Genomic DNA, 19477 nt, shown 5'->3' with positions numbered 1-19477 from the left:
GCGCCGTCGAACTCAACCCCCAAGCCGCGTGGGCCATCGCAGGCCGCGGCCAGGCCTACCGGGTCATGGGGCGCTACGACGACGCCCTCACCGACCACAACCGCGCCGTCGAACTCAACCCCCAAGCCGCGTGGGCCATCGCAGGCCGCGGCCAGGCCTACCGGGTCATGGGGCGCTACGACGACGCCCTCACCGACTTCAACCACGCAATCAACCTCAACCCCACCTACACGTGGGCCATCGCCAACCGCGGCCATACCTACCAGCTCATGGGGCGCCACAACGAAGCCCTCACTGACCTCAACCACGCAATCGACCTCAACCCCCAAGCCAACTGGGCCATCATTATCCGCGGCCATACCTACCAGCTCATGGGGCGCTACGACGACTCACTCACCGACCTCAACCACGCCATCCAACTCAACCCCACCGACGCGTGGGCCATCGCCAACCGCGGCCATACCTACCAGCTCATGGGGCGCCACAACGAAGCCCTCACCGACTTCAACCACGCAATCGACCTCAACCCCCAAGCCGACTGGGGCATCGCAGGCCGCGGCCAGGCCTACCGGTCTCTTGGCCGCTACGACGACGCCCTCACCGACCACAACCACGCCATCCAACTCAACCCCACCTACGCGTGGGCCATCGCAGGCCGCGGCCATACCTACCAGCTCATGGGCCGCTACGACGACTCACTCACCGACTTCAACCACGCCATCCAACTCAACCCCACCGACGCGTGGGCCATCGCAGGCCGCGGCCATACCTACCAGCTCATGGGGCGCCACAACGAAGCCCTCACCGACCTCAACCACGCCATCGAAATCGATCCGCTGAATGGTTGGGCCCTCTACGAGAGAGCCGTATCCCAACGCTGTTCAGGAAGCGGCGACGGCGACAGCGACCTGGCGAGGGCTGTCGAACTCTTTACAGAAGATGCCGAGAAGGCTGATGGTCACGGTGCGACTGGCCGGGGGAATCTCGTCGTTGCCTTCTGCGCCATGACCCGCTGGGCTGATGCAGAGCACGCTCTTTCCGTGTTCCTGGAGTCCCTACCTTCACGCAGCAACATTCTTGATGTGATCACTGATCTTGACCAGTTGCAGCTGATGACAGCTTCGGACCGCGAGCCAGTACACCGCTTTCGGGAGCGGCTTCAGCAAGCATCTAGCGGGACATGAGCTGTGAACTCCCGTCAACAGCGTGGCGTGCTGCGGTGACTTACGCACGGACCTCCGGCCACCCCATGCCGCGACTTGTCCCAGACGGCATGTACGGGATGCGGGGCGATGCAGCCGCCACCACAGCGGACCTTGCACACGCCGCCTTCGCTGCCTGGCATATCGAGCGCACCGACATCCAGAAGTGCCCCAACTGCCGGCCGCAGGCCTGCCGAGCGAACTCCGAGAACGGCATTCGGTGTGACTGTTGGAGATCGTAAGCGGAGGCGGTCTGTGAGGACGGCGCCGGTATTCCGGCCCGGCCACCAGGAAGCGCCGGACGCGCCGCTCATGCGGGAGGGTCCGTGCTTTACCGGGCAGCCCGGTCGCGGGCCCGCTCGGCGCGCAGCCGTTCGGGGTATCGGTCGCTCCGGGAGCTCGTGACGTCGCGCTCCAGGCGGACGAAGCGGCTCTCTGCACTGGACCGTGAGGCCAGGCCGAGAGCGCCGGCGATCTGTCTCCAGGAGGCCCCGCGGACGCGGGCGGCCCTGGTGAGGTCGCGCTCCAGAGCGTCGAGAGTAGCCCGGGCCTCATCGAGCTGGGTCAGCGCGGCAAGGGCGTCCTCTGCCGACGCGTCAGGCAGCTCCCGGTTCTCGTGCACGCTGTGGCCGTCGGTGGCGGCGCACACGGCGTGCATCACGCGGACCGGGTCCAGGGAGCGGCTCCCGTCGCCGTACCGCTCCAGCAGCAGGGCCTCGGCGGCCAGGAGCATCTGCCCCCGGCCAGGATCGTTCGTCGTCGCCATAGCGGGCACAATGCCACCTCCGACGTACCGTCCGCGAATCGCGGACGGTGCGGAATTCGGCGCAGGTGCAGGATCAACTGGGCGGCGGGGGCAGGGCCTGACTGGCCAAGCCCTACGTCACCGCAATCGCACGGTCGATCACCTCGCCCACCGTGCGCAGCGCCGCTGCTCAAGTTGCGACGGTCAGCCCTCACTATGAACTCTCGTTGCGGGCCCGGCGCTGCCCGCTGGTGCGGCTGCTCGCGCTCCTGCGGCTGCGGGCCGGCCTGGTCGCCTGGTCGCCTGGTCGGGGGCGCCGTGTCACAGGGACCGGTCTGATAGCCGTCGCTACCCGACCACTGGCCGCCGCGTTATCGGAAGAGTCCTGACGTGTGTGACTCCGAACTCCCGCCCGCGAGGCGACTTACGTATGTGGCGAATCGGTCCCGCCCTCCCTCTTGGTGAAGCTGGCCTTCGGTGTCGTCGCCGGGGCCGGTGCCCCACTCCCCCATGTAGCGACGCTGCTACCGGGCGGCCGGCGGCGGCCACTGTGGGGCCGCTCGCTGCTGTGCTCAGCGTGGTCCCGGAACGAAGACTCCCTCGATATGACTGATTCCTGGCACCGCCCTTCGTTCACACGGCAGGCTTGTACGCAGGGGGGGTGAGCTGTGGTGGCGCAGCGAGGTGTGGGGCGGTCGCGTGGCGAGTTGATCCGTGCGCGGGCACGTGAGGGGTTCGTCGGACGGCATGTGCAGCGTTCGGCATTCGCGGAGAATCTGGCGCGATCTCCGGAGTCAGATGACGTGGACTTTTTGTTCCATGTACGAGGTGTGGGAGGGGTAGGGAAGTCGTCGCTGGTGCGTCACTGGCAGGGCACGGCCCAGGCGCGCGGGGCGCTGACGGCGATTGTCGACGAGGTTGAGGTACGGGGCGTAGTCGAGGCGATGGAGGCCATCGCGGCGCAACTGGGACGACGGGGCGGCGAGTTGAAGGCGTTCGCCGGGGCCGTGGAGCGGTATCGCAATGAGCGGGATGCCCGGCGAGCCGCGCCTGCGCAGGCTGATGATTCGGAAGAATCGGAGGACGGTTCCGGCGAGGCGTCGACGGCGAGCCGTGTGATCGCTCAGGCCGCGCTCGGTGGAGCGGCTCTGCTGCCGGGGGTGAGTGTCCTTGCGGGGATGGCAAGCCCCGAGATCGCGGCCCAGGGGCTGGACCGGCTACGTACCGGGTTCCGGGAGCGGGGTCGGCGCGATCCTCTTTCGGAGGAGCCGGTCAAAGCCCTCAGTACCGTGTTTGTCCAGGAACTGGCGGGCCTGGCCGAGGAGCACACATGGCTGGTGCTGTTCTTCGACACCTGGGAGCAGACAGGCCGTTACCTCGACACGTGGATACGGGATCTGCTCCTGGACGCCTGCGGACCGATGCCAGCCAATGTGCTGGTGGTGCTAGCCGGGCAGAACGAGCTCGGCGAGCGCGAATGGGCCGAACTGCGGGGACAGATCACGGACGTGCCGCTGGATGTGTTCACTGAGCAGGAAGCCCGCGCGCTGCTCGCCGCTCGCGGTGTCAGCGGCGACGAATCCAAGATTCAGGAGATCCTTCACCTGTCGATGGGGCTGCCGCTGCTCGTGGACACCCTCGCCCACATCGACCCGGGATCTTCCGACGACCCGACGGATGCCGGACACTCGGTCGACGTGGCCGTGGCCCGGTTCGTCCGCTGGATTCCTGACCCCGACGAACAAGCAACGGTCCTGTCATGTGCCCTGCCGGTCCAGCTCAACGAGGACATATTCCACGTCGTCGTCCCTGACACAGCGGCCGGACGCTACGGATGGCTGTGCCAGCAGCCCTTCGTAACCGGCCACGGCACCCACCGCCAGTACCACGACGTCGTGCGCACCAGCATGCTCCGCTACCTGCAGACTCGTTCCCCGCTCGTGTGGGCCGAACGTCATACCCAGCTCGCCGACGCCTACGCGGCCTGGCGTGCCACGACAGAGGAGAACCTCAAGGGGCGGAAAAGGTGGGCCGATCTCGACTGGCGTACCCACCGCGGCAGCGAGACCTACCACCGCCTGTGCGCAGACCCAAGACGTCACCTCACGTCCGCGCTGGAAGACACGGTGCACGCTGCCAGCGAGGACCTGAGTGTCCTTCGACGCTGGATCGACATCCTCGCCCGGGTCGGCCGCGACACCGGCCATCCCCTTCTCACTCAGTGGAGTGAACGCCTCACCAGTGCCGTTGCCGGCGCCCAGCCCTTTCTCGATACATTGCTGGTTCTGCTGACCGCACCGGACCTCACCGCGAGGGTCCGCGCCCAAGCGCACACCCATCGGGGATGGCACCTCCACCTCGCCGACCGGGACAGCGAAGCCATCACCGCGTACGGGCAAGCCCTCAACGCTGATCCTGATTTCACCCTGGCCTTTATCAGACGCGGGATAACTCACAGGTCGCTCGGGCGCTTCGACGAAGCTCTCGCCGATTCCAACCGTGCCATCGAAATCAGCCCGGACGCAGGGGCCGTCGCCAACCGCGGGGAGACGTGCCGGCTGATGGGCCGGTACGACGAAGCCCTCGCCGACTTCAACCGCGCTATCGAACTAGTCCCCAACTACCGCTGGGCCTTGACCAGCCGCAGCCAGACGTACCGGGCGATGGGCCGATACGACGACGCACTCACCGACCTCAACCGCGCCGCCGAACTCGATCCGACCGCTGCGTGGATCAGCGTGGGCCGCGGCCAGACGTACCGGCTGATGGGCCGATACGACGACGCACTCACCGACTTCAACCGCGCTATCGAACTCGATCCGACCGCTGCGTGGATCATCGCGGGCCGCGGCCGGATCTACCAGCTGATGGGCCGATACGACGACGCACTCACCGACCTCAACCGCGCCATCGAACTCGATCCGACCGCTACGTGGATCATCGCGGGCCGCGGCGGAACCTACCGGAGGATGGGCCGATACGACGACGCACTCACCGACCTCAACCACATCATCGAACTCGATCCCCAGGCCGACTGGGCCATCGCCAACTGCGGGGAGACGTACCGGCTGATGGGCCGATACGACGACGCACTCACCGACTTCAACCGCGCCATCGAACTCAACCCTCTGAGTGGTTGGGCCATCGCAAGCCGCGGGGAGACGTACCGGGCGATGGGCCGATACGACGACGCACTCACCGACCTCAACCGCGCCATCGAACTCGATCCGACCGCTGCGTGGATCAGCGTGGGCCGCGGCCGGATCTACCAGCTGATAGGCCGATACGACGACGCACTCACCGACCTCAACCGCGCCATCGAACTCAACCCTGAATACGCGTGGGCCATCACCGGCCGCGGCCAGACCTACCGACTCATGGGCCGGTACAACGACGCACTCACCGACCTCAACCACATCATCGAACTCAACCCTCTGAGTGGTTGGGCCTTCTACGAGAGAGCTCTGACCCATCGCTGTTCAGGACGCAGCAACGGTGGCAGCGACTTGGCACGGGCTGTCGAGCTTTTTACAGAAGACGCCGAGGAAGCTGACAGCCAGGGTGCGAACGGTCGGGGGAATCTGGTTGTTGCGTACTGCGCCATGACCCACTGGGCTGATGCAGAGCGCGCTCTTACCGTGTTCCTGGAGCCCATGCCTCCACACAGCAACATTCTTGAGTTGATCACTGATCTCGATCAGTTGCTGCTGACGACATCTTCGGGCTGCGAGCCGGTGCTTCGCTACCGGGAGCGGCTTCTGCAAGCACTGGATGGCGTTTGAGCTGTGAACTCCTGTCAGCTGTCCGTCGTTTCACGGCCGGAGACCACAAGCGGTTGCTTGGGATGTCTTGGAGCAGTTCGATGAGCGCTACTCCCCTTCGGCGAGAATCAGTGCGCTGGCTTTTCAGAGTCGACGCGGCGTAGTCACGGGGTCTTCGGCAGTCCCCCCGTCAAGCGAGAGCGAGTGGGTGCTGGCCCTTTGGCTGTGGACCAGCACCTCCGCCACTGGCGATGCGCCCCGCTCTTCCCTTTGTTCGGCGTCCACCTTCTGCCGGACCAGGTCGGCAACTTGGCCGCCGTCGTGCCACGGCATCTTGATGACCCGCTTCTGCGCGGGGCGGACTGGGCCATGCCGAATCGTTTGGATGCCTTCTTCTGGGATCCGTAGAACTTGACGAGGGTTAAAGCCCCTGGGCTAGTTCGAGGGCTCCGGTTCTCCCGCGTCGATCGCTTACGGTCCGGGCTCCGCCACAGAAGCGACCGGGGTTCTCGTCAATCGGCTCGTTGGACCGCACAGCAGACACCGAATACGCACCCGATGCTGGCAGTGAGGCCGGCCGGGTGGGTATCCGCGGGAGGGACGCTGTACTTGGCGAGCTGTAGCGGCATCATCGCGTCGATGGGCGCCGCCGAGCTTGCCGTCGGGGACTCGGGCGTCTGTCGCCGCCCGGTCATTCCGAGGGCGCCCATTATTACGCCGTAATGATCCGGGTCGCTGGCGTCGACTGCCTTGGTGGACCGCCTCGGCTCATTACGGCGTAATAATCCGCTGGGGGAGAGGGGTTGGCCCCCGGGGGCCCGCGCTGTAATCGGGCGCCTGGGTCGGAGGACTGGAGCCGCTGACCCGGGGGCGGGGGAGTGGGAGGGGAACCTATGCCCACTCGGGGTCTGCCGCGATGAGTTGTCGCAGAATCTGCCGGTTCTCCACCGTCATGTGCTCAGCCATCATGTCCTTCACCACGGCCGGGTCGTTCCAGGTTTCGGCGGTGATGGTGACAGGCTCAGCGGGTCGTTCAGGCGCCGACTCCCCAGGACTCGGCCGGGACTCCGAGGTCTGTGCAGCCGGTGGCGCGTTCGTGGTTCGCTGGTCGTCAGACGGCTTCGCGGTCTGCTGGTTGGGCACTGCTGGAGACGCGCGCTTCTTCTTCGCTGCCCTGTCCACAGTGCGTCGCTTCTTCGCTTCTTCCTCTTCGGTTTGTTCCTCCTTCAGCCTTTTCAGGTGCTCGTTCTGCTCCTCGGGCTTCTTGTTACCAACCCGCCTAAGTAGCTCGGCTGACTCCTTCCCTGATACCAGCGCTTCCTTGAGTTCTGGAGTCAAGCCGAGGAGGGCGAGGCGTTGGGCCACCCATCCCTGCGATCGGTGGAGACGAGCGGCGAGAGCCGCCTGGGTGCCATGCTTTTTGAGGAGTTGCTTGAGAACCTCGGCCTCGTCGAGGTGGTCGAGATCGTTGCGGTGGATGTTCGCGACCAGTGCGGATTCGAGGACTTCGTCCGAGTCCGCGCCGAGGTCGTCATCGAGCATCACCTTGACTTCTTCTATGCCAGCTTCTCGCGCGGCGGCGAGACGGGAGTTGCCGTCGATGGCGACGTACTTGGTGCCCTTTTCCAGGTCTCCTTCCTTGCCGGGATGGGCTTCGAGGTACGAGAAGCGGCTCATGATGCTGATCGCGGTTTTCTGCCCGTGATCGCGCATGCTGCCGGCGAGGTCGGCGAGGTCGCCGAGTGAGGACCTCGGGTTGGCCGGGTTGAGGCTGATGAGGTTGACGGGCAGTTTGACGGGCGGCGGCGCTCCCTCAGTGGGGGCAGCCGCTGCCGCGTTGATCGCTGCCCGGCGGGGGCTGATGTTCTGCGCTCTGGCGAACGACGAACCACTGCCAAGAGCGGATGCTTTGTTGCTCATGCGATCTCCCGTGCCAGTGCGCGCATGCCGACGGCTTGGTCGCAACGTGGCGAGTAGGCCAGGAGGGGGCGCTTCACGCGCACGGCCTCCTTCTGTTCCTTCAGATCACCGATGACGCCGATGACTCGCGGATTCTGTATGGCCATCCAGTTCGAGAGGGACGAGGTGGCGATGTATCCCCGGCGGGCGTCGTAGTGGTTGACGATGATGCCGAGGTAGTCGAGTTCGAGATTCATGTCGTCGCGCAGGTCCTGGATCTGCGAGGTGAGGAGGTCGTAGGCGTCTGCGGAGCTGTCCTCGGCTTGGACGATGATGAGGGCTCCGGAGTTGCCGGTGACCTCGTCTGGGCGGCGGCGGCCGTAGTAGGCGGCGGCGTCCATGCTGAGTCCGAGGCTGGGTGGGCAGTCGACGATGATGACGTCGTAGTCGGCTTCGATGGGTGCGAGGGCACGTTCGAGGGCGGCTTCCCGGGCGCGGACTCCGGAGAGTTTGACGTCGAGGAGGAAGGCGTCCGTACAGGCCGGCAGGAGGTCGAGACGGTCGCCGAAGCGTTCGTCCTCGATGTGCACGATGAGGTCGCGCAGTTTGCCTTTCGCCTCACCTGCCATGTGCTTGGTGAGGCTGTCGCCGTCGATGGCGAGAGGTAGGTGCCCGAGTTGTTGCGTGAGGTGGCACTGGGGGTCGAAGTCCACGAGCAGGACCCTGAGGCCTAGTCCGGGAAGGTCCTGGAGTTCCGGTTCTGCGTGGTCGTCCTCGAGTAGAGCGGCGTAGTACTTGGACACACGGACGGCATGGAGTTGATCAGGGTTCTCAGCGAAGGCTTCTCCGACGCCGGCAGCGGTGGCGGTCTTCCCCACGCCTCCCTTCTGGTTGCAGACGATCAGGCGTCGAACGGTGTGCGGCCGGACGGTGCCGGGGGCGGGGTTTCGCTCAAGCCACACCAGAACCGACTGGGAGAGGCCTTGAACGATGGAGACGCCGCGAGCGACGCAGTCGGCACGGAACGCCTCCCATTGACCGTTGGGGAGGAAGGTAGCGAAGGACTTGGCTCCGGCCGTGTCGACTTGATCCAGGTTGGAGCCGAGTCCACGCCAGTCTGTGATGCCTGCTTCGACCGCGTGCTGGATATCGATGCCGTGCTGGGCGGTTCGCACCTTGAGGGCTTGCTGCAATCCGGATGGCAGCTTGGAGACGACCTTTTCTCGGTCGCCAGCTGTGGGCGATGTCATGGCAGGCACATTACTAACTCTGCCGACCGACGCACGCTTTGACACGTTAGTTTTTTGCGACGGTGTTGGAGAGGGCCATCCGCACGCCGAACCTCAGAGCGCCTGTACGCCGCTCTGAGGTCCTGAATCCTCGTTCGACATCGCGCCATACCGGAGAGTCCGAGGCGGGGCTTCTAGGGTGCGTTTCTGTGCGTCGCTTTTCATGTAGTTCAGCACTTAAGGTCAGTATCGCCGTAGTTGATGACGCCTAGGTTTGCCAGCTGTCAGCCTGTCGCTACGACACTGCCGCCGTGGCGCGTGGAGAAGCGGCTCGGATCGGCCAGTGGTGCGGCAGGCACTGCCGGGCCACGCTGGGCGGGGCGAGGCGTGGAACATTGACTTCACCGACCACGCGGGTGCCCAAGTGGACGCACCACATCCCGGTGTTCTGCGACTGACAGACCGATCTGCGGCAGAACGCAAAAGAGCCCCGCATCTCCCTGGCTCAGGGAGGTGCGGGGCTCTTGGATTCTCGGACGCCGGTCAGGGCGCGGCCCAGGGGGTGGGCGTGAGGCTGGCGTGGAGGTACAGCGGGTGCTTGGGCTGGCCAGCTTTCGTGACGGCGAGTGCGGTGAGACGCTCCATGCCGGGCAGGGCCAGGACCTCGGTGATATGGGCTGTGGCAGCGGACGCACCCCAGGCGCCTACCAGGGGTGCGTTCGTCTCTTGTGCTGCCGATGCCGCGGCGCTGAGGTGCTCGTCGTTGTCCGGGCCGACCGGGTCGGGCGCGAGCCAGAGGTCGGCGCGTTGTGTGGCGCGCCAGGCGTAGAGGTTGACGACGGTGAGGCTTCCGCAGTCCCAGGCGCGGGCGAAGGTGATGCAGCGCCGGATCGTCGGGTCGTCCTGGGTGCCGTCGGCGGTGCTCGGGTTGAGCATGACGAACACGGCGGTCGGGCCGGGGCCCCAGGTGCGGGTGAGGCGGTACCGGTATCGGCCGCAGTCGGATATCAGCGCGGTGCGGATCATTGGGAGGTCTCCCGCTCGGGGACCTTCTCTGCGCTCTCGCGGGCTTGCCTCTGGCCGATCTCGTGGTTCCGGTCCTGGAGTTGCTCCAGGGCGATGGAGTCGGTGGCGAGCGTGACCAGCAGTCCCCGGAGGTGCTGTTCGCCGGCAAGGAAGCCGCCGTGGAAACGGCACAGGTCGTTCGCCTCCATGCAGGCGGCGCAGTCCTCCCAGTCGGTGCTGTTGTAGGGGGCGGTCTCCGGGCCGTTGTCGCCGCGTTGGCCGGGTTCGGCCGGAACCTGGGTGAGGTCGTCGGTCTGGAACAGGTCCATGCGCCATGTCGGCGGCAACCCGGTCAGATGATCGGCGAGGGCAGCGGCGACGGACGGGTAGTTGTCGAACAGCGACGCCCACAAGCGCTGCGCGATATCGGCCGGCGTGCCGTCGGGAGTGACGGCGTCAGCCCCGCGGGTGTAGGAGCGGATGCGCTCGCGGCGCTCTTCCCAGCCGGAGGTGTCGATCCCGAGCGAGCCGGCTTCTTTCAGCGCCTCGTCCTCGGTGATGCCGATGTACTCCGGCCGGAGGTAGCTGTCGGCCAGCTCCTCGGCTTCGGCGGAACTGTGCCGGTCCAGCTCGGCCAGTGCCCGGTCCGCGAGGGACGCGAGCAGTTGGTAGCGGAAGTCCGCGTTGCCGTAGGCGGTCGACAGCAGTTGCCGGCGGATCCGTAGCAGGGCGGGGGAGGGGGAGGTGGGCATCGGTGCCTCCTGGTCGCTGGTGAAGGGCTGGAGCGGGGCGCCGCGCCCTCCGGTCGGGGGACGCGGCACGAGGGGCAGGGGGTCAGTTGGTGAGCCGGATCGGCATGAGCAGGTAGCGCAGTGCGCGGTCGTTGGTGCCGGCACCGCGTAGGACGGCGGGCTTGGTGGGGGAGGTGAACTGGAACTGGAACTGCTCGGTGCCGAGGGCGGTGAGGCCGTCCAGGAGGAAGGTGGGGTTGAACGCCACGGTCAGTTCGTCGCCGTCGAGGCTGGTGTCGACGTTGTCGAGGGCCTGGGCGTCGTCGCTGGTCCCGGCCTCCAGGCGGAGGCTGTTGTCGGCGAAGTGCAGCCGGAGCGGGGAGTCCTTGGTGGCGACCAGGGAGACGCGTTTGACGGCGGCCGTCAGTGCGGCGGTGTCCACCGTGGCGGTGTACGCGAACGCGGTGGGGAAGAGCTTGGTGTAGTCGGGGAATTCACCGCCCATGGCGCGGATGGTGGTGGCGCTGTGGTCGCCGGAGAGGCTGAGGATGCCGTGCCCGCCGGGCAGGGACAGGTCGACCGCCGGGTCGTCGGCGGCGGCCTTCGCCGCGTCGAGCAGGGGCTTGGCGGGGATCAGTGCGCTGTCGAGGGGCAGGTCGGGGGAGAGGTCTTTGACCTCCAGGGTGCGGACGGCGAACCGGTAGCGGTCGGTTGAGGACAGCGTCAGCGTGCGGGCGCCGCTGTCGATGACCAGGGAGATGCCGGTCAGGACGGGCACGGAGTCGTCCCGGCTGACGGCGGTGGCGACCTGCGTGACCGCTTCGGCGAATGCACCACCGGACAGCGTGCCGGACGGGTCGCCGGGCTCGGGAAGTGCCGGGTACTCCTCCAGCGGCAGCATGGGCAGGGTGAAGCGGGCGGACCCGGCGTTGAGGATGAGACGGGGCCCTTCGACGGTGAGCTGCACGTCGCCCCTCACGACACCGGCGATGTCGGCAAGAAGGCGTCCCGAGACCAGGGCACGGCCGGGTTCGCTGACGACCGCCGGGACCGCGGCGTCGGCCGACACCTCGTAGTCGAAGCCACTCACCCGCAACTGGTCGGTGCCGGCGGTGAGAAGGAGACCAGCAAGCACGGGCGCCGGGGGCCGGACGGGGAGGCTGCGGGCGGCGTAGCTGACGGCGGCGGCCAGGTCCGGGTGGTCGATGCGGAGTTTCACGGTGTGTCCTCGTCTGCCGGCGTGCGGCGTCGATGGCGTCGCGGTGGTGGGCGGGTGGCAGCCGGGGCGGCCGGGCTCGTGGCCGGCGGCCGCCCCGGGCCGAACAGGGATGTAGCGGCCCGCCCCTGAGTGGGGCGGGCCGCTACATGGAGAAGGCTCGGTGGTTCAGGTGGTGGGCTTCATGCGGAGCTCGCCCAATGCGATGCCGACCGAGGCGCAGGAGCCGGAGCAGAACGTGCGGGGCGGGACGGTGGAGCCCTGGACATGGACGCGGACCCAGCCGAGGCGCTGGACGGTACGCCCGGCGCATTCCTGCCCGCACCCCTCGGTCGGGCACTCGCCCGGCGGGAGAATCGGGCGCCCGGGCTGCGATCCGGTGCCGCCGTGCGCGTACTGGCCGCCGTGCCACTGCTTCTGCTTCTCGCTGCGGCCGATGACCGGCCTGCTCTTGCGCTGGTGCTCCCGCACCGCGGCGAGGCAGCCGCACTCTTCGGTCGCCTTGATCTTGCGGTAGGTGTGCTGCCGGTATCCGCGCATCGAGCCGTGCTCGATTCCAGCTTCCTGTCCGATGACGCTCACTGCGTCCTGCCTTCCGTATTGATGGTGGGTGGGTGCTGCTCGTGGTGCCGCTGGTCACGAAGTGCGCTCGTTCTCGCGCACGCGGGGCCGGCGCGACAGCGGGTGTCAGGTCTCGCCGGCGGCTTGGCGCTGCTCAAACTGGGCGATCAGATCGCTCAGTTCCCCCGGGTCGGCGGCGACGCCCACCCAGGTGCCGGTCTCCGTCCACACCGGCACGTCGCCGCCGGAGTCCGGGTCGTGCCAGCAGATGTACGGCCCGTACCGCTCCATGACGGCGGTGCCAACGGTCGCTGGGGTGCCTATGAGCGGGGCGCTCGCGAGGACTTCGACGGCGGTGACGACCAGCCACAACGGCTCGTCAGACCTGCGGGGCAGCCGCAGGTGGCCGGTGACGCGCAAATGGTCACCAGGGACCAGGTCGTGGAGTACGGCGTGTGCCATGACCGGGTCAGTGACGCTGCACGGCAGGATCATCTCGTCAGCCATCTCGTCCGTGGGGGAGACGGTGAGGCGGAAGCGGGCCGCGGCCCCGTGCGGGCCGGGCACTGTCTCTTCGTCGAGGTAGCCGTCCAGGACTATCGAATCGGTCATGGTGCTCACCTCCGGCCGGTGGTGTCGGGGCGGGCCCAGCACCACTGGTCCAGCTCGTAGGCGTTCAGGGCGTACAGCGGGATCGTGTGCCGCTGCCCGTGCTCGTCCTCCACGCCAAGCTGGTCGATGTCCCGCCGGATGATGAGAAGAAGTCCGGGGGCGGGGTCGGTGATCTCGGGGCGCAGGGCCCATGCCTGGCCGGGCTCGGCAAGCAGGAACGGGTCGCCCGCCAGGACGCCTTCGCAGACGAGCTGGTACGCGACAGATTCCGGGAGCAGGTCCTGGACCATGAGGTCGCGGACCAGGCTGTTGATGAACTGGGCGGCGTGCTCGGGGCCTATGAGGCGGTCCAGGGGGACTACGGAGGGCTGCATGGTGAAGGGCTCCTTGAACATGCGAAAGTGAGGGAGCCCCCGGGGGTGTCCGGCTGGCGACATGGCCAGTGACGGAGCGGACCGCCCCGGGGCGTTGCCGTGCCCGGAGCCGCCCCGGTCGTACAGGGGCGATGTCACCGGGCGCGGGGAAGGTCAGGCGTGGTCGCCGGCCCCGTTGCGGCTCTTGGGCTGGACGTCGGAGGCGAACCTGCCGAGGCGGGCCTCGGTCGCGTTTCGGGTGATCCAGTCCTCCGCGCACGCCTTGTGTACGGGCTCGCTGTGGTGGGAGCGCATCGGCGTGGGACCGCCGGGAGACGGAACGCAGCCCGTCTCGAACAGCGGCGCCTTGACGCGCTTGCGGGTCAAGGCCGCAGGTGGGGCAACTGCTGAAGGACCCGGGCGACCAGGTCCTCGGTGGGCTTCCACGGTCCGAGCTGACCGCGTGCGGGGATCGGCAGGGCGAGCTCTTGGACGTCCTCGAGGACCAGGTGCCACGCACCGTGCTGCGCCCAGGGTGTGCAGGGCGGGGAGTCGTCCGGGTCCTGGTGGCAGTCGGTGAGCCGGGCGACACCGAGCACGGCGCCGGTGACCAGTTCGCGGCCGCGGATCGTGCGGGCGACCAGCGGCAGTCGCAGCGCGGGCCGGTCGATGCTCTGGCCCGCGTGCAACAGGACCCAGGACCGCCAGGACCAGTGCTGCGGACGATTCTCGATCGTCTTGGCCCCGGCCGTGATGGCAGTGGTCCACGGCTGTTTGATGGTGATGCTGCGGATCCAGTCGCCGCCCTTGAGTTCGGCGGCGCTCACGCGGCGCGCGCCGGGGTGTGCGTGCCTCGGCGGCCGGCGCGGCGGCCGTTGACCGTCTTCGCGTAGGCGTCGGCCCGCGTCGCGAAGTACGGGAACGTCGCCTCGCCCTCCTTGACCTTGTACATCGCTTTGTCCGCGCCGCGCAGGATCCGGCCCATGGTCTCGCCGGACAGGTCCGCTGCGCGGGCGATGCCGATCGAGACGTCCAGGCGCAGTGCCTGTCCCTCGTACTGGAGCGGCTGCTGCAGCTCCTCGCGCAGCGCTGTGATCTCCGCGAGGGCGGTCGACGGCGGGAACACGGCGCAGACGGCGAATTCGTCGCCGCCCAGCCGGGCCACGAGCGCCGTACGGCTGGAGCTCCAGCGGGCGAGGCGGTGGCCCATGGTCTGGATGACGGCGTCGCCCGCGGCGTGCCCGTAGGTGTCGTTGACGCCCTTGAAGTCGACCCCGTCCAGCATCAGGACATGCAGGGCGTCCCGGCGGCGGGTTCGCAGGACCCGCTCGCCGTACGCGATGAACTCCGGTCGGAGCGGCAAGCCGGAGAGCTGGTCCTTGCGGGCTTCGGCCAGGCGCCGGTGGAGCGTCAGGGCGTGGACGGTCCAGCCGGTGAGCGGAACCGCGAGGGTCGTGATGAGGAGCGCGCGCTGCCCGGAGCGGGCCTGTAAGCGCAGGGCGGAGTCCATACTGGTGTCTCCCTCTCGTCTCGTACGGGATTGGGTGACCCGGGGCAGCCGTCGTCGGCCGCCAAGCAGCGCGGCTGTCCCGGGGATTACTTGTGCGTCTGGGCGAGCAGGTCGATGACGCTGTCGCACTCGCCGCTTCCCGGCTCGTGCGTGACGTGGCCGCCGGTGGGGCGCAGGCCGGTGAGGATCTTCAGCAGGTCGTCCTCGTTCTCCAGCTCGTACGGGACGTAGCCGCGGCCGCAGGAGCAGGGCACGATCAGCGTGAGAACGTCGCGGTCTTCGTCGGTCTCCCGGCCGTGCGTGTGGTGCAGCCACAGCCCGCCGTGCAGCCACGCGACTGCGGACGAACCCAACCGCAGGTTCTTCACCGCAGGGTGGCCGGTCCAGTCGTCCTGGTCCAGGGCCCGGTCCAGGGTGTCGGCGTACTGGGTGTAGAGGTGGTGGCCCGCCGCGAGCTCGGCGGCATCGCGCTGTTCGGCCTCGTCGGCGGTGTCGATTTCGCCGACGATCGCGAACAGGCGGGCCAGCGGTGAACCGTCAGCTGCGGCGACGGGTTCCAGGGTCTCGGTCACAGATTCCTCCGTGGTGTGCCGGGGGGCGGGCCTGTCTGCCCGGTCCTCCGCGCTGCCCCAACCACTCGCGCGGCGAGGGTTGGGGCAGCACAGGGGGCCGTCAGATCAGGCGTGCCGGTCGTTGCCGAACCGGTCCGTCATCAGCCGCAGGAGCGCGTCGAGTTGTCCTGCGAAGGTGGCGCGCTCGCCCGGCAGCATCTCGCCGACGATCTCCTGGTCCCCATTGAGGACCGCAAACAGGGCGGCGGTCTCCCCGAAGGCATTGATCGGTGACATGAAATGGGTCTTCTCTGGTTGGCGTACGGCGGAACACCGCGACCGCCCCGGCCTCCGTCGTACGGGAGCCGGGGCGGCACGGAGAACCGTCAGGCCAGGGCCAGGGCCAGGGCCGGGGCGGGGGCGGGGGCGGGGGCGGGGGTGTCGAGCCCGGCACCGAGCAGTAGCGCCCGCACCGACTGCTCGTACTCGCCGTTGCGGATGCGGTCGAACATGAGCTGACCGGCGACCAGGCAGCGGGCGCGCAGCTGGATCATCGCGACGGCGTGCGGGGCGGCGCCGGCGGCGGTGGCGGCGGTGGCGGCCTGGGCGGCGGCGGCCCCGGCGAGCTCGTTGGCCGCCTGGAGCGCGGCCTCGCGCCGGGAGTACTGTGCCCGGCAGAATGCCCAGCCGGTCAGTGCCCGGGTGCGGTCCACCCGCTTCTCCCACGTCGTGTACGTGCGGCGGGTGCCCTCGGGGTCGGCGGCCCACTCGGTGGCCCACTGCCGGGCGAGGTCGGGCAGTTGGGCGATCGCGGCCAGGGTCTGCGCGCCGCGGTGCCCGAACGCCTTCCAGGCGTCGGTCTCTTCGACGACGCGGATCTGGTGGGACATCAGCCAGTACGGGGAGTAGTGGCCGCGCCAGTTGCCGGTCTCACCGAGCGGCTCCACGATCCACAGCCGGATGGGCCAGCCGTCCTCGATGCGCTCCAGGATCTCGCCGGGCCGCGTGTACATGTGGAAGTACGAGAACGGCTTGTCGGTGTACCACTTCTGGCCCGGGCTGGGGTGGTCGACGACCTGGCCGATGTGGTCTGCGAGGTTGACCGTCGGGACGGTCTCGCCGTGCTCGCGGGCGTACCGGGCGAGGTAGTTGTCGGTGGGCGGGACGGTGCCGTCGGGCCGTGTCGCGATGTAGTGGACAACCGGCCGGGTGCTGCGTGCCATGCGTTCCTCCACGAGGGGTGTCAGCGGCTGGGGCCGCTCGTAACTGGACGGTGATGTCGAGCTGGGCGGGAGCAGGTGCGGTCCGGGAGCGGCGGGGCTCACCGGCCGTCTTCGGTCTGGTGCTGCTGGTCGGCGACGACCAGGAGCTCTGCGACGAGGTCCGGCGCGGACAGGGCGATGCGCAGGATGGAGACGAAGCCGTCGCGCTCGATGGGGTTGAGCCGGTCCCAAACGGCGTGTGCGTCGCCGTGGACGCCGACGGCCTTGAGGTAGTCGGCTTCGGTGGTTGCGGTGTGCTGGGCGCCGCACCGGCCGCAACTGAAGACGGCCTGGTCCCAGCCGCACGACGCGTCGGTGTTGGGTGTTCCGGTCATGCGCGGACCGCGTCCATGACCTGTGCTTCGAGGTCGGCGCGCTCTTCGGGGTCGTCGACCTCGTCGTCGTCCTGGTCGTGGTCGGCGGCCTCCTGGTCGATGTCGTCGACGCTGCCGTGGACGGTGCAGACGATGTCCGGGTCGCTGTCCATGGCGCCGGTCAGGGCGCGATGCAGGTCGGTGACCGAGTAGACCGGCGCCCACGCCGGGTCGGCGCAGTCGTCGTCGAAGGGGCAGGGCAGGCGTACGTCGAAGCCGAAGTCGCCCTCGCCGTCGACATCGTCACGGAAGGCGAGGGTGAGGTACTGCTGTCCGAGACGGACCTGCGCGACCCGGTCCCGGCCGGTCACCAGGTTCGAGCCGGGCCTCCACTGCCACAGCGGCAGAATCTCGGGGCCGAAGAACCTACGCGGCAGCAGCAGATCGCCCAAGCCTGTGTTGCCGTCGCGACCGAGGTCGGCCTCGCGTACCGCGGACAGGCGGCGAAGTAACGGCTCCAGCCGGTAGAGGCTGTCGGAGAAGACGATCTCGGGGAAGCCTTCGGCCTTGAGGGCCCGGTGCGAGTTGACCATGTCCTTGCGCTGCTGGATGACCACGTCCTCCGGCACCGTGCGGTTGGCCGGCCTCGGTCCCTGCCGCTCGATGCAGACGCTGCCGGGCGTAGCGACCATGACCGCGATGGGGAGCATGCCGTGCCGCTTGGCGGCGGCGACCAGCGGCTCCCTGGCGGACCTGGTGACGTTGGTCGCGTCGATGACCGTGAACAGACGCCGACGCATCCGCGCCTCCAGGAGCAGGTGCAGAGCGGCAACCGCGTCACCGGTCGCTTCCTGGTCGCCCCCGTCGTCGCTGACCGCCTCGCGCAGCGCGTCCAGGGACAGCACCTGGGAGGCGGGCCAGGTGGCCGCGATCGTGGACTTCCCAGCGCCGGAGGGGCCGATGAGGACCACCAGGCTGTGCTCGGGCATCTCGGGGTAGATCAGCGCGGTCATGCGGAATCTCCTTGCGGGTGAAGGGCGCAGGCAGCCCAGATGAGGCGCTGCCCGGCGTCGTCGTTGATCAGCGCGGCGGCTTCGTGCAGCGGGCACGAGGCGTCGCCGTCGCGGTCGGGCTCGATGTGCTCGGCCCGTCGCGCGGCAGTGGTGAGCAGCTGCGCGAGCATGCTGATCAGACCGCCGGGCGGGTCGGCTTCGTCGCACAGCTCGCGGAGGACCCCGGCGAGCTCCTCCTGGTCGATGTCGTCGGCGGTGAGGTCGTCCTGGATCTGCTGGAGAGCGAGCTGGGCGATCCCGGCGGAGGCACGTACGCGCTCCAGACGCATACGGGACCGGCTGTTCACCGTGCGGTGGCCCTGGTGGTGGCGACCAGCGCGGCCACGGCTTCCCAGCCCTCGTGCCACGCCTGGTCGAGCGCGTAGGCGCCGTTCATGCCGTGGTCCGCCAGGCGGTAGAGCTTGCTCTTGCCGGTCTTCGTCGCGAGGGTCTCCAGGACCCCGCCGGGGACGCGGCGGTCAGCGATGTAGTGGGTGATGCCCGAGACGGCGAGCGCGGCCGCGGCGGCGCCGGGGTGCAGCCGGATCCCGAGGACACGCGCGCCGATCCCGACGACGGCGGCCTGCGTGGCGGTGTAGGTCAGGCAGTGCCATGCGCACGCCTTGATCCCGTCAGCGGTGCCGTGCGCGACAGGCTCCTCATCGGCGTTGCCAGTGGGCGTGTAGACGGGCTTGGCGTCGGTCGCGCCCTTGACGCGGGCGCAGTGGTCGTTCTGGACCCAGTGGTCGCCGATGTTGGAGGCGGCGCGGCCCAAACCGAGGACGGCGGCGAAGATGGCGGGACGATGCATGCTGGAGTTCTCCTGATCTCACACGTGGGTGATGGGGATGCCGGGGGCGGCCGGCCTCATGTGCCGATGCTGCGGCCGCCCCTGGACATGTCGTCGGCCCCGGCCATCTGGCCGGGGCCGCACTGTGATGTGTGTCAGATGTCTTCGTCAGCGGTCGACGACGGGGCGGTGCAGATCGCGGTGGATGACACTGCTGCTGACGCCGTGCTCGCGCAGCGCGGCAGCGAGTTCGAGAGCGACGCTGCCCGCGCGATGTCTGCCTCCGGCGCATCCCGTGGCGACCGTGACCGGGTGCCGGTGGGCGCTGGGGCCGGACCGGTAGGCGAGAACGGCGCCGGTGAGCATCGCGACCAGGTCGGTGATGCCCGGGGTGTTGCGCACGGCCGTACGAACCGCGTCATCGAGCGCGGTGAGCTGGCGCAGTGCCGGGTCGACGTGCGGGTCTCGGAAGTGCCGGCGAAGGTCGACCACCAGGTCGACGGGCAGCGGACCGCCGTTGCCGTCGAGGAGCGGGCCGTGCAGGTAGCCGAAGGAGACGATCTGCACGGCCGTACGGGTCGGTTGTACCGGGGTGTGGTCGTTGGCCATCGCTGGTGGGGGCCTTTCGTCGTGTGTGTGGGGACGGCGGGTCGTCGTCGGGGCGTTTCGTGGAGGCCGCCGGGG

22 protein-coding genes are annotated in these 19477 nt (G+C 68.5%); 2 read left to right on the top strand and 20 right to left on the bottom strand.

From position 1 onward, the window contains the following. Positions 1–1184: tetratricopeptide repeat protein (locus tag ACFWHU_RS32330; RefSeq protein ID WP_387229262.1), on the top strand; the 1184-nt coding region annotated here is incomplete at its 5' end. A 349-nt stretch (positions 1185–1533) separates the two neighbouring features. On the opposite strand, the gene ACFWHU_RS32325 is transcribed toward ACFWHU_RS32330, so the two are convergent. After that, positions 1534–1968: a hypothetical protein gene (locus tag ACFWHU_RS32325; RefSeq protein WP_387229261.1), complete on the bottom strand. Its 435-nt coding sequence runs from the start codon at positions 1966–1968 to the stop codon at positions 1534–1536. Positions 1969–2804: 836 nt separating this feature from the next. Between ACFWHU_RS32325 and ACFWHU_RS32320 the strand changes: the two genes are divergently transcribed. After that, entirely contained in the window at positions 2805–5729 is a 2925-nt protein-coding gene (locus tag ACFWHU_RS32320; protein WP_387229259.1) for a tetratricopeptide repeat protein, read from the top strand. 870 nt (positions 5730–6599) lie between these two features. Here the strand turns inward: ACFWHU_RS32320 and ACFWHU_RS32315 are convergent. The 19 genes from ACFWHU_RS32315 to ACFWHU_RS32225 all read right to left on the bottom strand — a co-directional run bounded on the left by ACFWHU_RS32315 (position 6600) and on the right by ACFWHU_RS32225 (position 19402). Beyond that, positions 6600–7628 (bottom strand): ParB/RepB/Spo0J family partition protein, encoded by a 1029-nt coding sequence (locus ACFWHU_RS32315; RefSeq protein ID WP_387229257.1) that lies wholly within the window; start codon positions 7626–7628, stop codon positions 6600–6602. Continuing rightward, a complete protein-coding gene (locus tag ACFWHU_RS32310) occupies positions 7625–8857 on the bottom strand; it encodes a ParA family protein (protein WP_387229255.1) in 1233 nt (410 codons plus the stop codon). Before ACFWHU_RS32310 ends, ACFWHU_RS32315 begins: the two co-directional genes overlap by 4 nt. Before the next feature lie 522 nt (positions 8858–9379). After that, a complete protein-coding gene (locus tag ACFWHU_RS32305; RefSeq protein ID WP_387229253.1) occupies positions 9380–9862 on the bottom strand; it encodes a DUF1643 domain-containing protein in 483 nt (160 codons plus the stop codon). Next, a complete protein-coding gene (locus ACFWHU_RS32300) occupies positions 9859–10593 on the bottom strand; it encodes a hypothetical protein (RefSeq protein WP_387229251.1) in 735 nt (244 codons plus the stop codon). The genes ACFWHU_RS32305 and ACFWHU_RS32300 overlap by 4 nt, the downstream gene beginning before the upstream one ends. Before the next feature lie 82 nt (positions 10594–10675). Next, complete coding sequence (gene dnaN / locus ACFWHU_RS32295; RefSeq protein WP_387229249.1) at positions 10676–11791, bottom strand: DNA polymerase III subunit beta; 1116 nt, start codon at positions 11789–11791, stop codon at positions 10676–10678. Positions 11792–11956: 165 nt separating this feature from the next. After that, positions 11957–12370: a hypothetical protein gene (locus ACFWHU_RS32290; protein ID WP_387229247.1), complete on the bottom strand. Its 414-nt coding sequence runs from the start codon at positions 12368–12370 to the stop codon at positions 11957–11959. A 105-nt stretch (positions 12371–12475) separates the two neighbouring features. Beyond that, positions 12476–12961, bottom strand: coding sequence for a hypothetical protein (locus tag ACFWHU_RS32285; protein WP_387229245.1), 486 nt, complete (start codon positions 12959–12961; stop codon positions 12476–12478). Between the two features lie 5 nt (positions 12962–12966). Continuing rightward, on the bottom strand, positions 12967–13335 hold the full coding sequence (locus ACFWHU_RS32280; RefSeq protein WP_387229242.1) for a hypothetical protein: 369 nt from the start codon (positions 13333–13335) through the stop codon (positions 12967–12969). A gap of 153 nt (positions 13336–13488) precedes the next feature. Further along, positions 13489–13701, bottom strand: a complete 213-nt coding sequence (locus tag ACFWHU_RS32275; RefSeq protein ID WP_387229240.1) for a hypothetical protein — start codon at positions 13699–13701, stop codon at positions 13489–13491. After that, the gene (locus ACFWHU_RS32270; protein ID WP_387229237.1) at positions 13698–14141 is read right to left on the bottom strand and encodes a hypothetical protein; all 444 of its coding nucleotides are present in this window, start codon (positions 14139–14141) and stop codon (positions 13698–13700) included. Before ACFWHU_RS32270 ends, ACFWHU_RS32275 begins: the two co-directional genes overlap by 4 nt. Beyond that, positions 14138–14824 (bottom strand): GGDEF domain-containing protein, encoded by a 687-nt coding sequence (locus ACFWHU_RS32265; protein WP_387229235.1) that lies wholly within the window; start codon positions 14822–14824, stop codon positions 14138–14140. Before ACFWHU_RS32265 ends, ACFWHU_RS32270 begins: the two co-directional genes overlap by 4 nt. Positions 14825–14910: 86 nt before the next feature. Then, a complete protein-coding gene (locus ACFWHU_RS32260; protein WP_387229233.1) occupies positions 14911–15396 on the bottom strand; it encodes a hypothetical protein in 486 nt (161 codons plus the stop codon). Between the two features lie 105 nt (positions 15397–15501). Beyond that, entirely contained in the window at positions 15502–15672 is a 171-nt protein-coding gene (locus ACFWHU_RS32255; protein WP_387229230.1) for a hypothetical protein, read from the bottom strand. Between the two features lie 89 nt (positions 15673–15761). After that, positions 15762–16598, bottom strand: coding sequence for a hypothetical protein (locus ACFWHU_RS32250; RefSeq protein ID WP_387229227.1), 837 nt, complete (start codon positions 16596–16598; stop codon positions 15762–15764). A 98-nt stretch (positions 16599–16696) separates the two neighbouring features. Beyond that, positions 16697–16972, bottom strand: coding sequence for a hypothetical protein (locus ACFWHU_RS32245; RefSeq protein ID WP_387229225.1), 276 nt, complete (start codon positions 16970–16972; stop codon positions 16697–16699). After that, a complete protein-coding gene (locus ACFWHU_RS32240) occupies positions 16969–17964 on the bottom strand; it encodes an AAA family ATPase (protein WP_387229222.1) in 996 nt (331 codons plus the stop codon). The genes ACFWHU_RS32245 and ACFWHU_RS32240 overlap by 4 nt, the downstream gene beginning before the upstream one ends. Continuing rightward, complete coding sequence (locus tag ACFWHU_RS32235) at positions 17961–18293, bottom strand: hypothetical protein (protein WP_387229220.1); 333 nt, start codon at positions 18291–18293, stop codon at positions 17961–17963. Before ACFWHU_RS32235 ends, ACFWHU_RS32240 begins: the two co-directional genes overlap by 4 nt. Positions 18294–18307: 14 nt before the next feature. Then, on the bottom strand, positions 18308–18814 hold the full coding sequence (locus ACFWHU_RS32230; RefSeq protein ID WP_387229218.1) for a hypothetical protein: 507 nt from the start codon (positions 18812–18814) through the stop codon (positions 18308–18310). Between the two features lie 147 nt (positions 18815–18961). Next, positions 18962–19402 (bottom strand): ATPase, encoded by a 441-nt coding sequence (locus tag ACFWHU_RS32225; protein WP_387229216.1) that lies wholly within the window; start codon positions 19400–19402, stop codon positions 18962–18964. Positions 19403–19477: the final 75 nt, after the last annotated feature.

Origin of the sequence: Streptomyces sp. NPDC060366 (genome assembly GCF_042725135.1) — a bacterium.
Lineage (GTDB): Bacteria > Actinomycetota > Actinomycetes > Streptomycetales > Streptomycetaceae > Streptomyces.
Note: the sequence above shows the minus strand (reverse complement) of the source record. Positions and strands in the feature narration are given on the sequence as shown.

Coding starts and splice junctions, on each gene's coding strand:
- ACFWHU_RS32325 (WP_387229261.1), bottom strand. CDS start 1,968: ATGGCGACGACGAACGATCCTGGCCGGGGGCAGATGCTCCTGGCCGCC.
- ACFWHU_RS32315 (WP_387229257.1), bottom strand. CDS start 7,628: ATGAGCAACAAAGCATCCGCTCTTGGCAGTGGTTCGTCGTTCGCCAGA.
- ACFWHU_RS32310 (WP_387229255.1), bottom strand. CDS start 8,857: ATGACATCGCCCACAGCTGGCGACCGAGAAAAGGTCGTCTCCAAGCTG.
- ACFWHU_RS32305 (WP_387229253.1), bottom strand. CDS start 9,862: ATGATCCGCACCGCGCTGATATCCGACTGCGGCCGATACCGGTACCGC.
- ACFWHU_RS32300 (WP_387229251.1), bottom strand. CDS start 10,593: ATGCCCACCTCCCCCTCCCCCGCCCTGCTACGGATCCGCCGGCAACTG.
- ACFWHU_RS32285 (WP_387229245.1), bottom strand. CDS start 12,961: ATGACCGATTCGATAGTCCTGGACGGCTACCTCGACGAAGAGACAGTG.
- ACFWHU_RS32280 (WP_387229242.1), bottom strand. CDS start 13,335: ATGCAGCCCTCCGTAGTCCCCCTGGACCGCCTCATAGGCCCCGAGCAC.
- ACFWHU_RS32265 (WP_387229235.1), bottom strand. CDS start 14,824: ATGGACTCCGCCCTGCGCTTACAGGCCCGCTCCGGGCAGCGCGCGCTC.
- ACFWHU_RS32255 (WP_387229230.1), bottom strand. CDS start 15,672: ATGTCACCGATCAATGCCTTCGGGGAGACCGCCGCCCTGTTTGCGGTC.
- ACFWHU_RS32250 (WP_387229227.1), bottom strand. CDS start 16,598: ATGGCACGCAGCACCCGGCCGGTTGTCCACTACATCGCGACACGGCCC.
- ACFWHU_RS32245 (WP_387229225.1), bottom strand. CDS start 16,972: ATGACCGGAACACCCAACACCGACGCGTCGTGCGGCTGGGACCAGGCC.
- ACFWHU_RS32240 (WP_387229222.1), bottom strand. CDS start 17,964: ATGACCGCGCTGATCTACCCCGAGATGCCCGAGCACAGCCTGGTGGTC.
- ACFWHU_RS32235 (WP_387229220.1), bottom strand. CDS start 18,293: ATGCGTCTGGAGCGCGTACGTGCCTCCGCCGGGATCGCCCAGCTCGCT.
- ACFWHU_RS32230 (WP_387229218.1), bottom strand. CDS start 18,814: ATGCATCGTCCCGCCATCTTCGCCGCCGTCCTCGGTTTGGGCCGCGCC.
- ACFWHU_RS32225 (WP_387229216.1), bottom strand. CDS start 19,402: ATGGCCAACGACCACACCCCGGTACAACCGACCCGTACGGCCGTGCAG.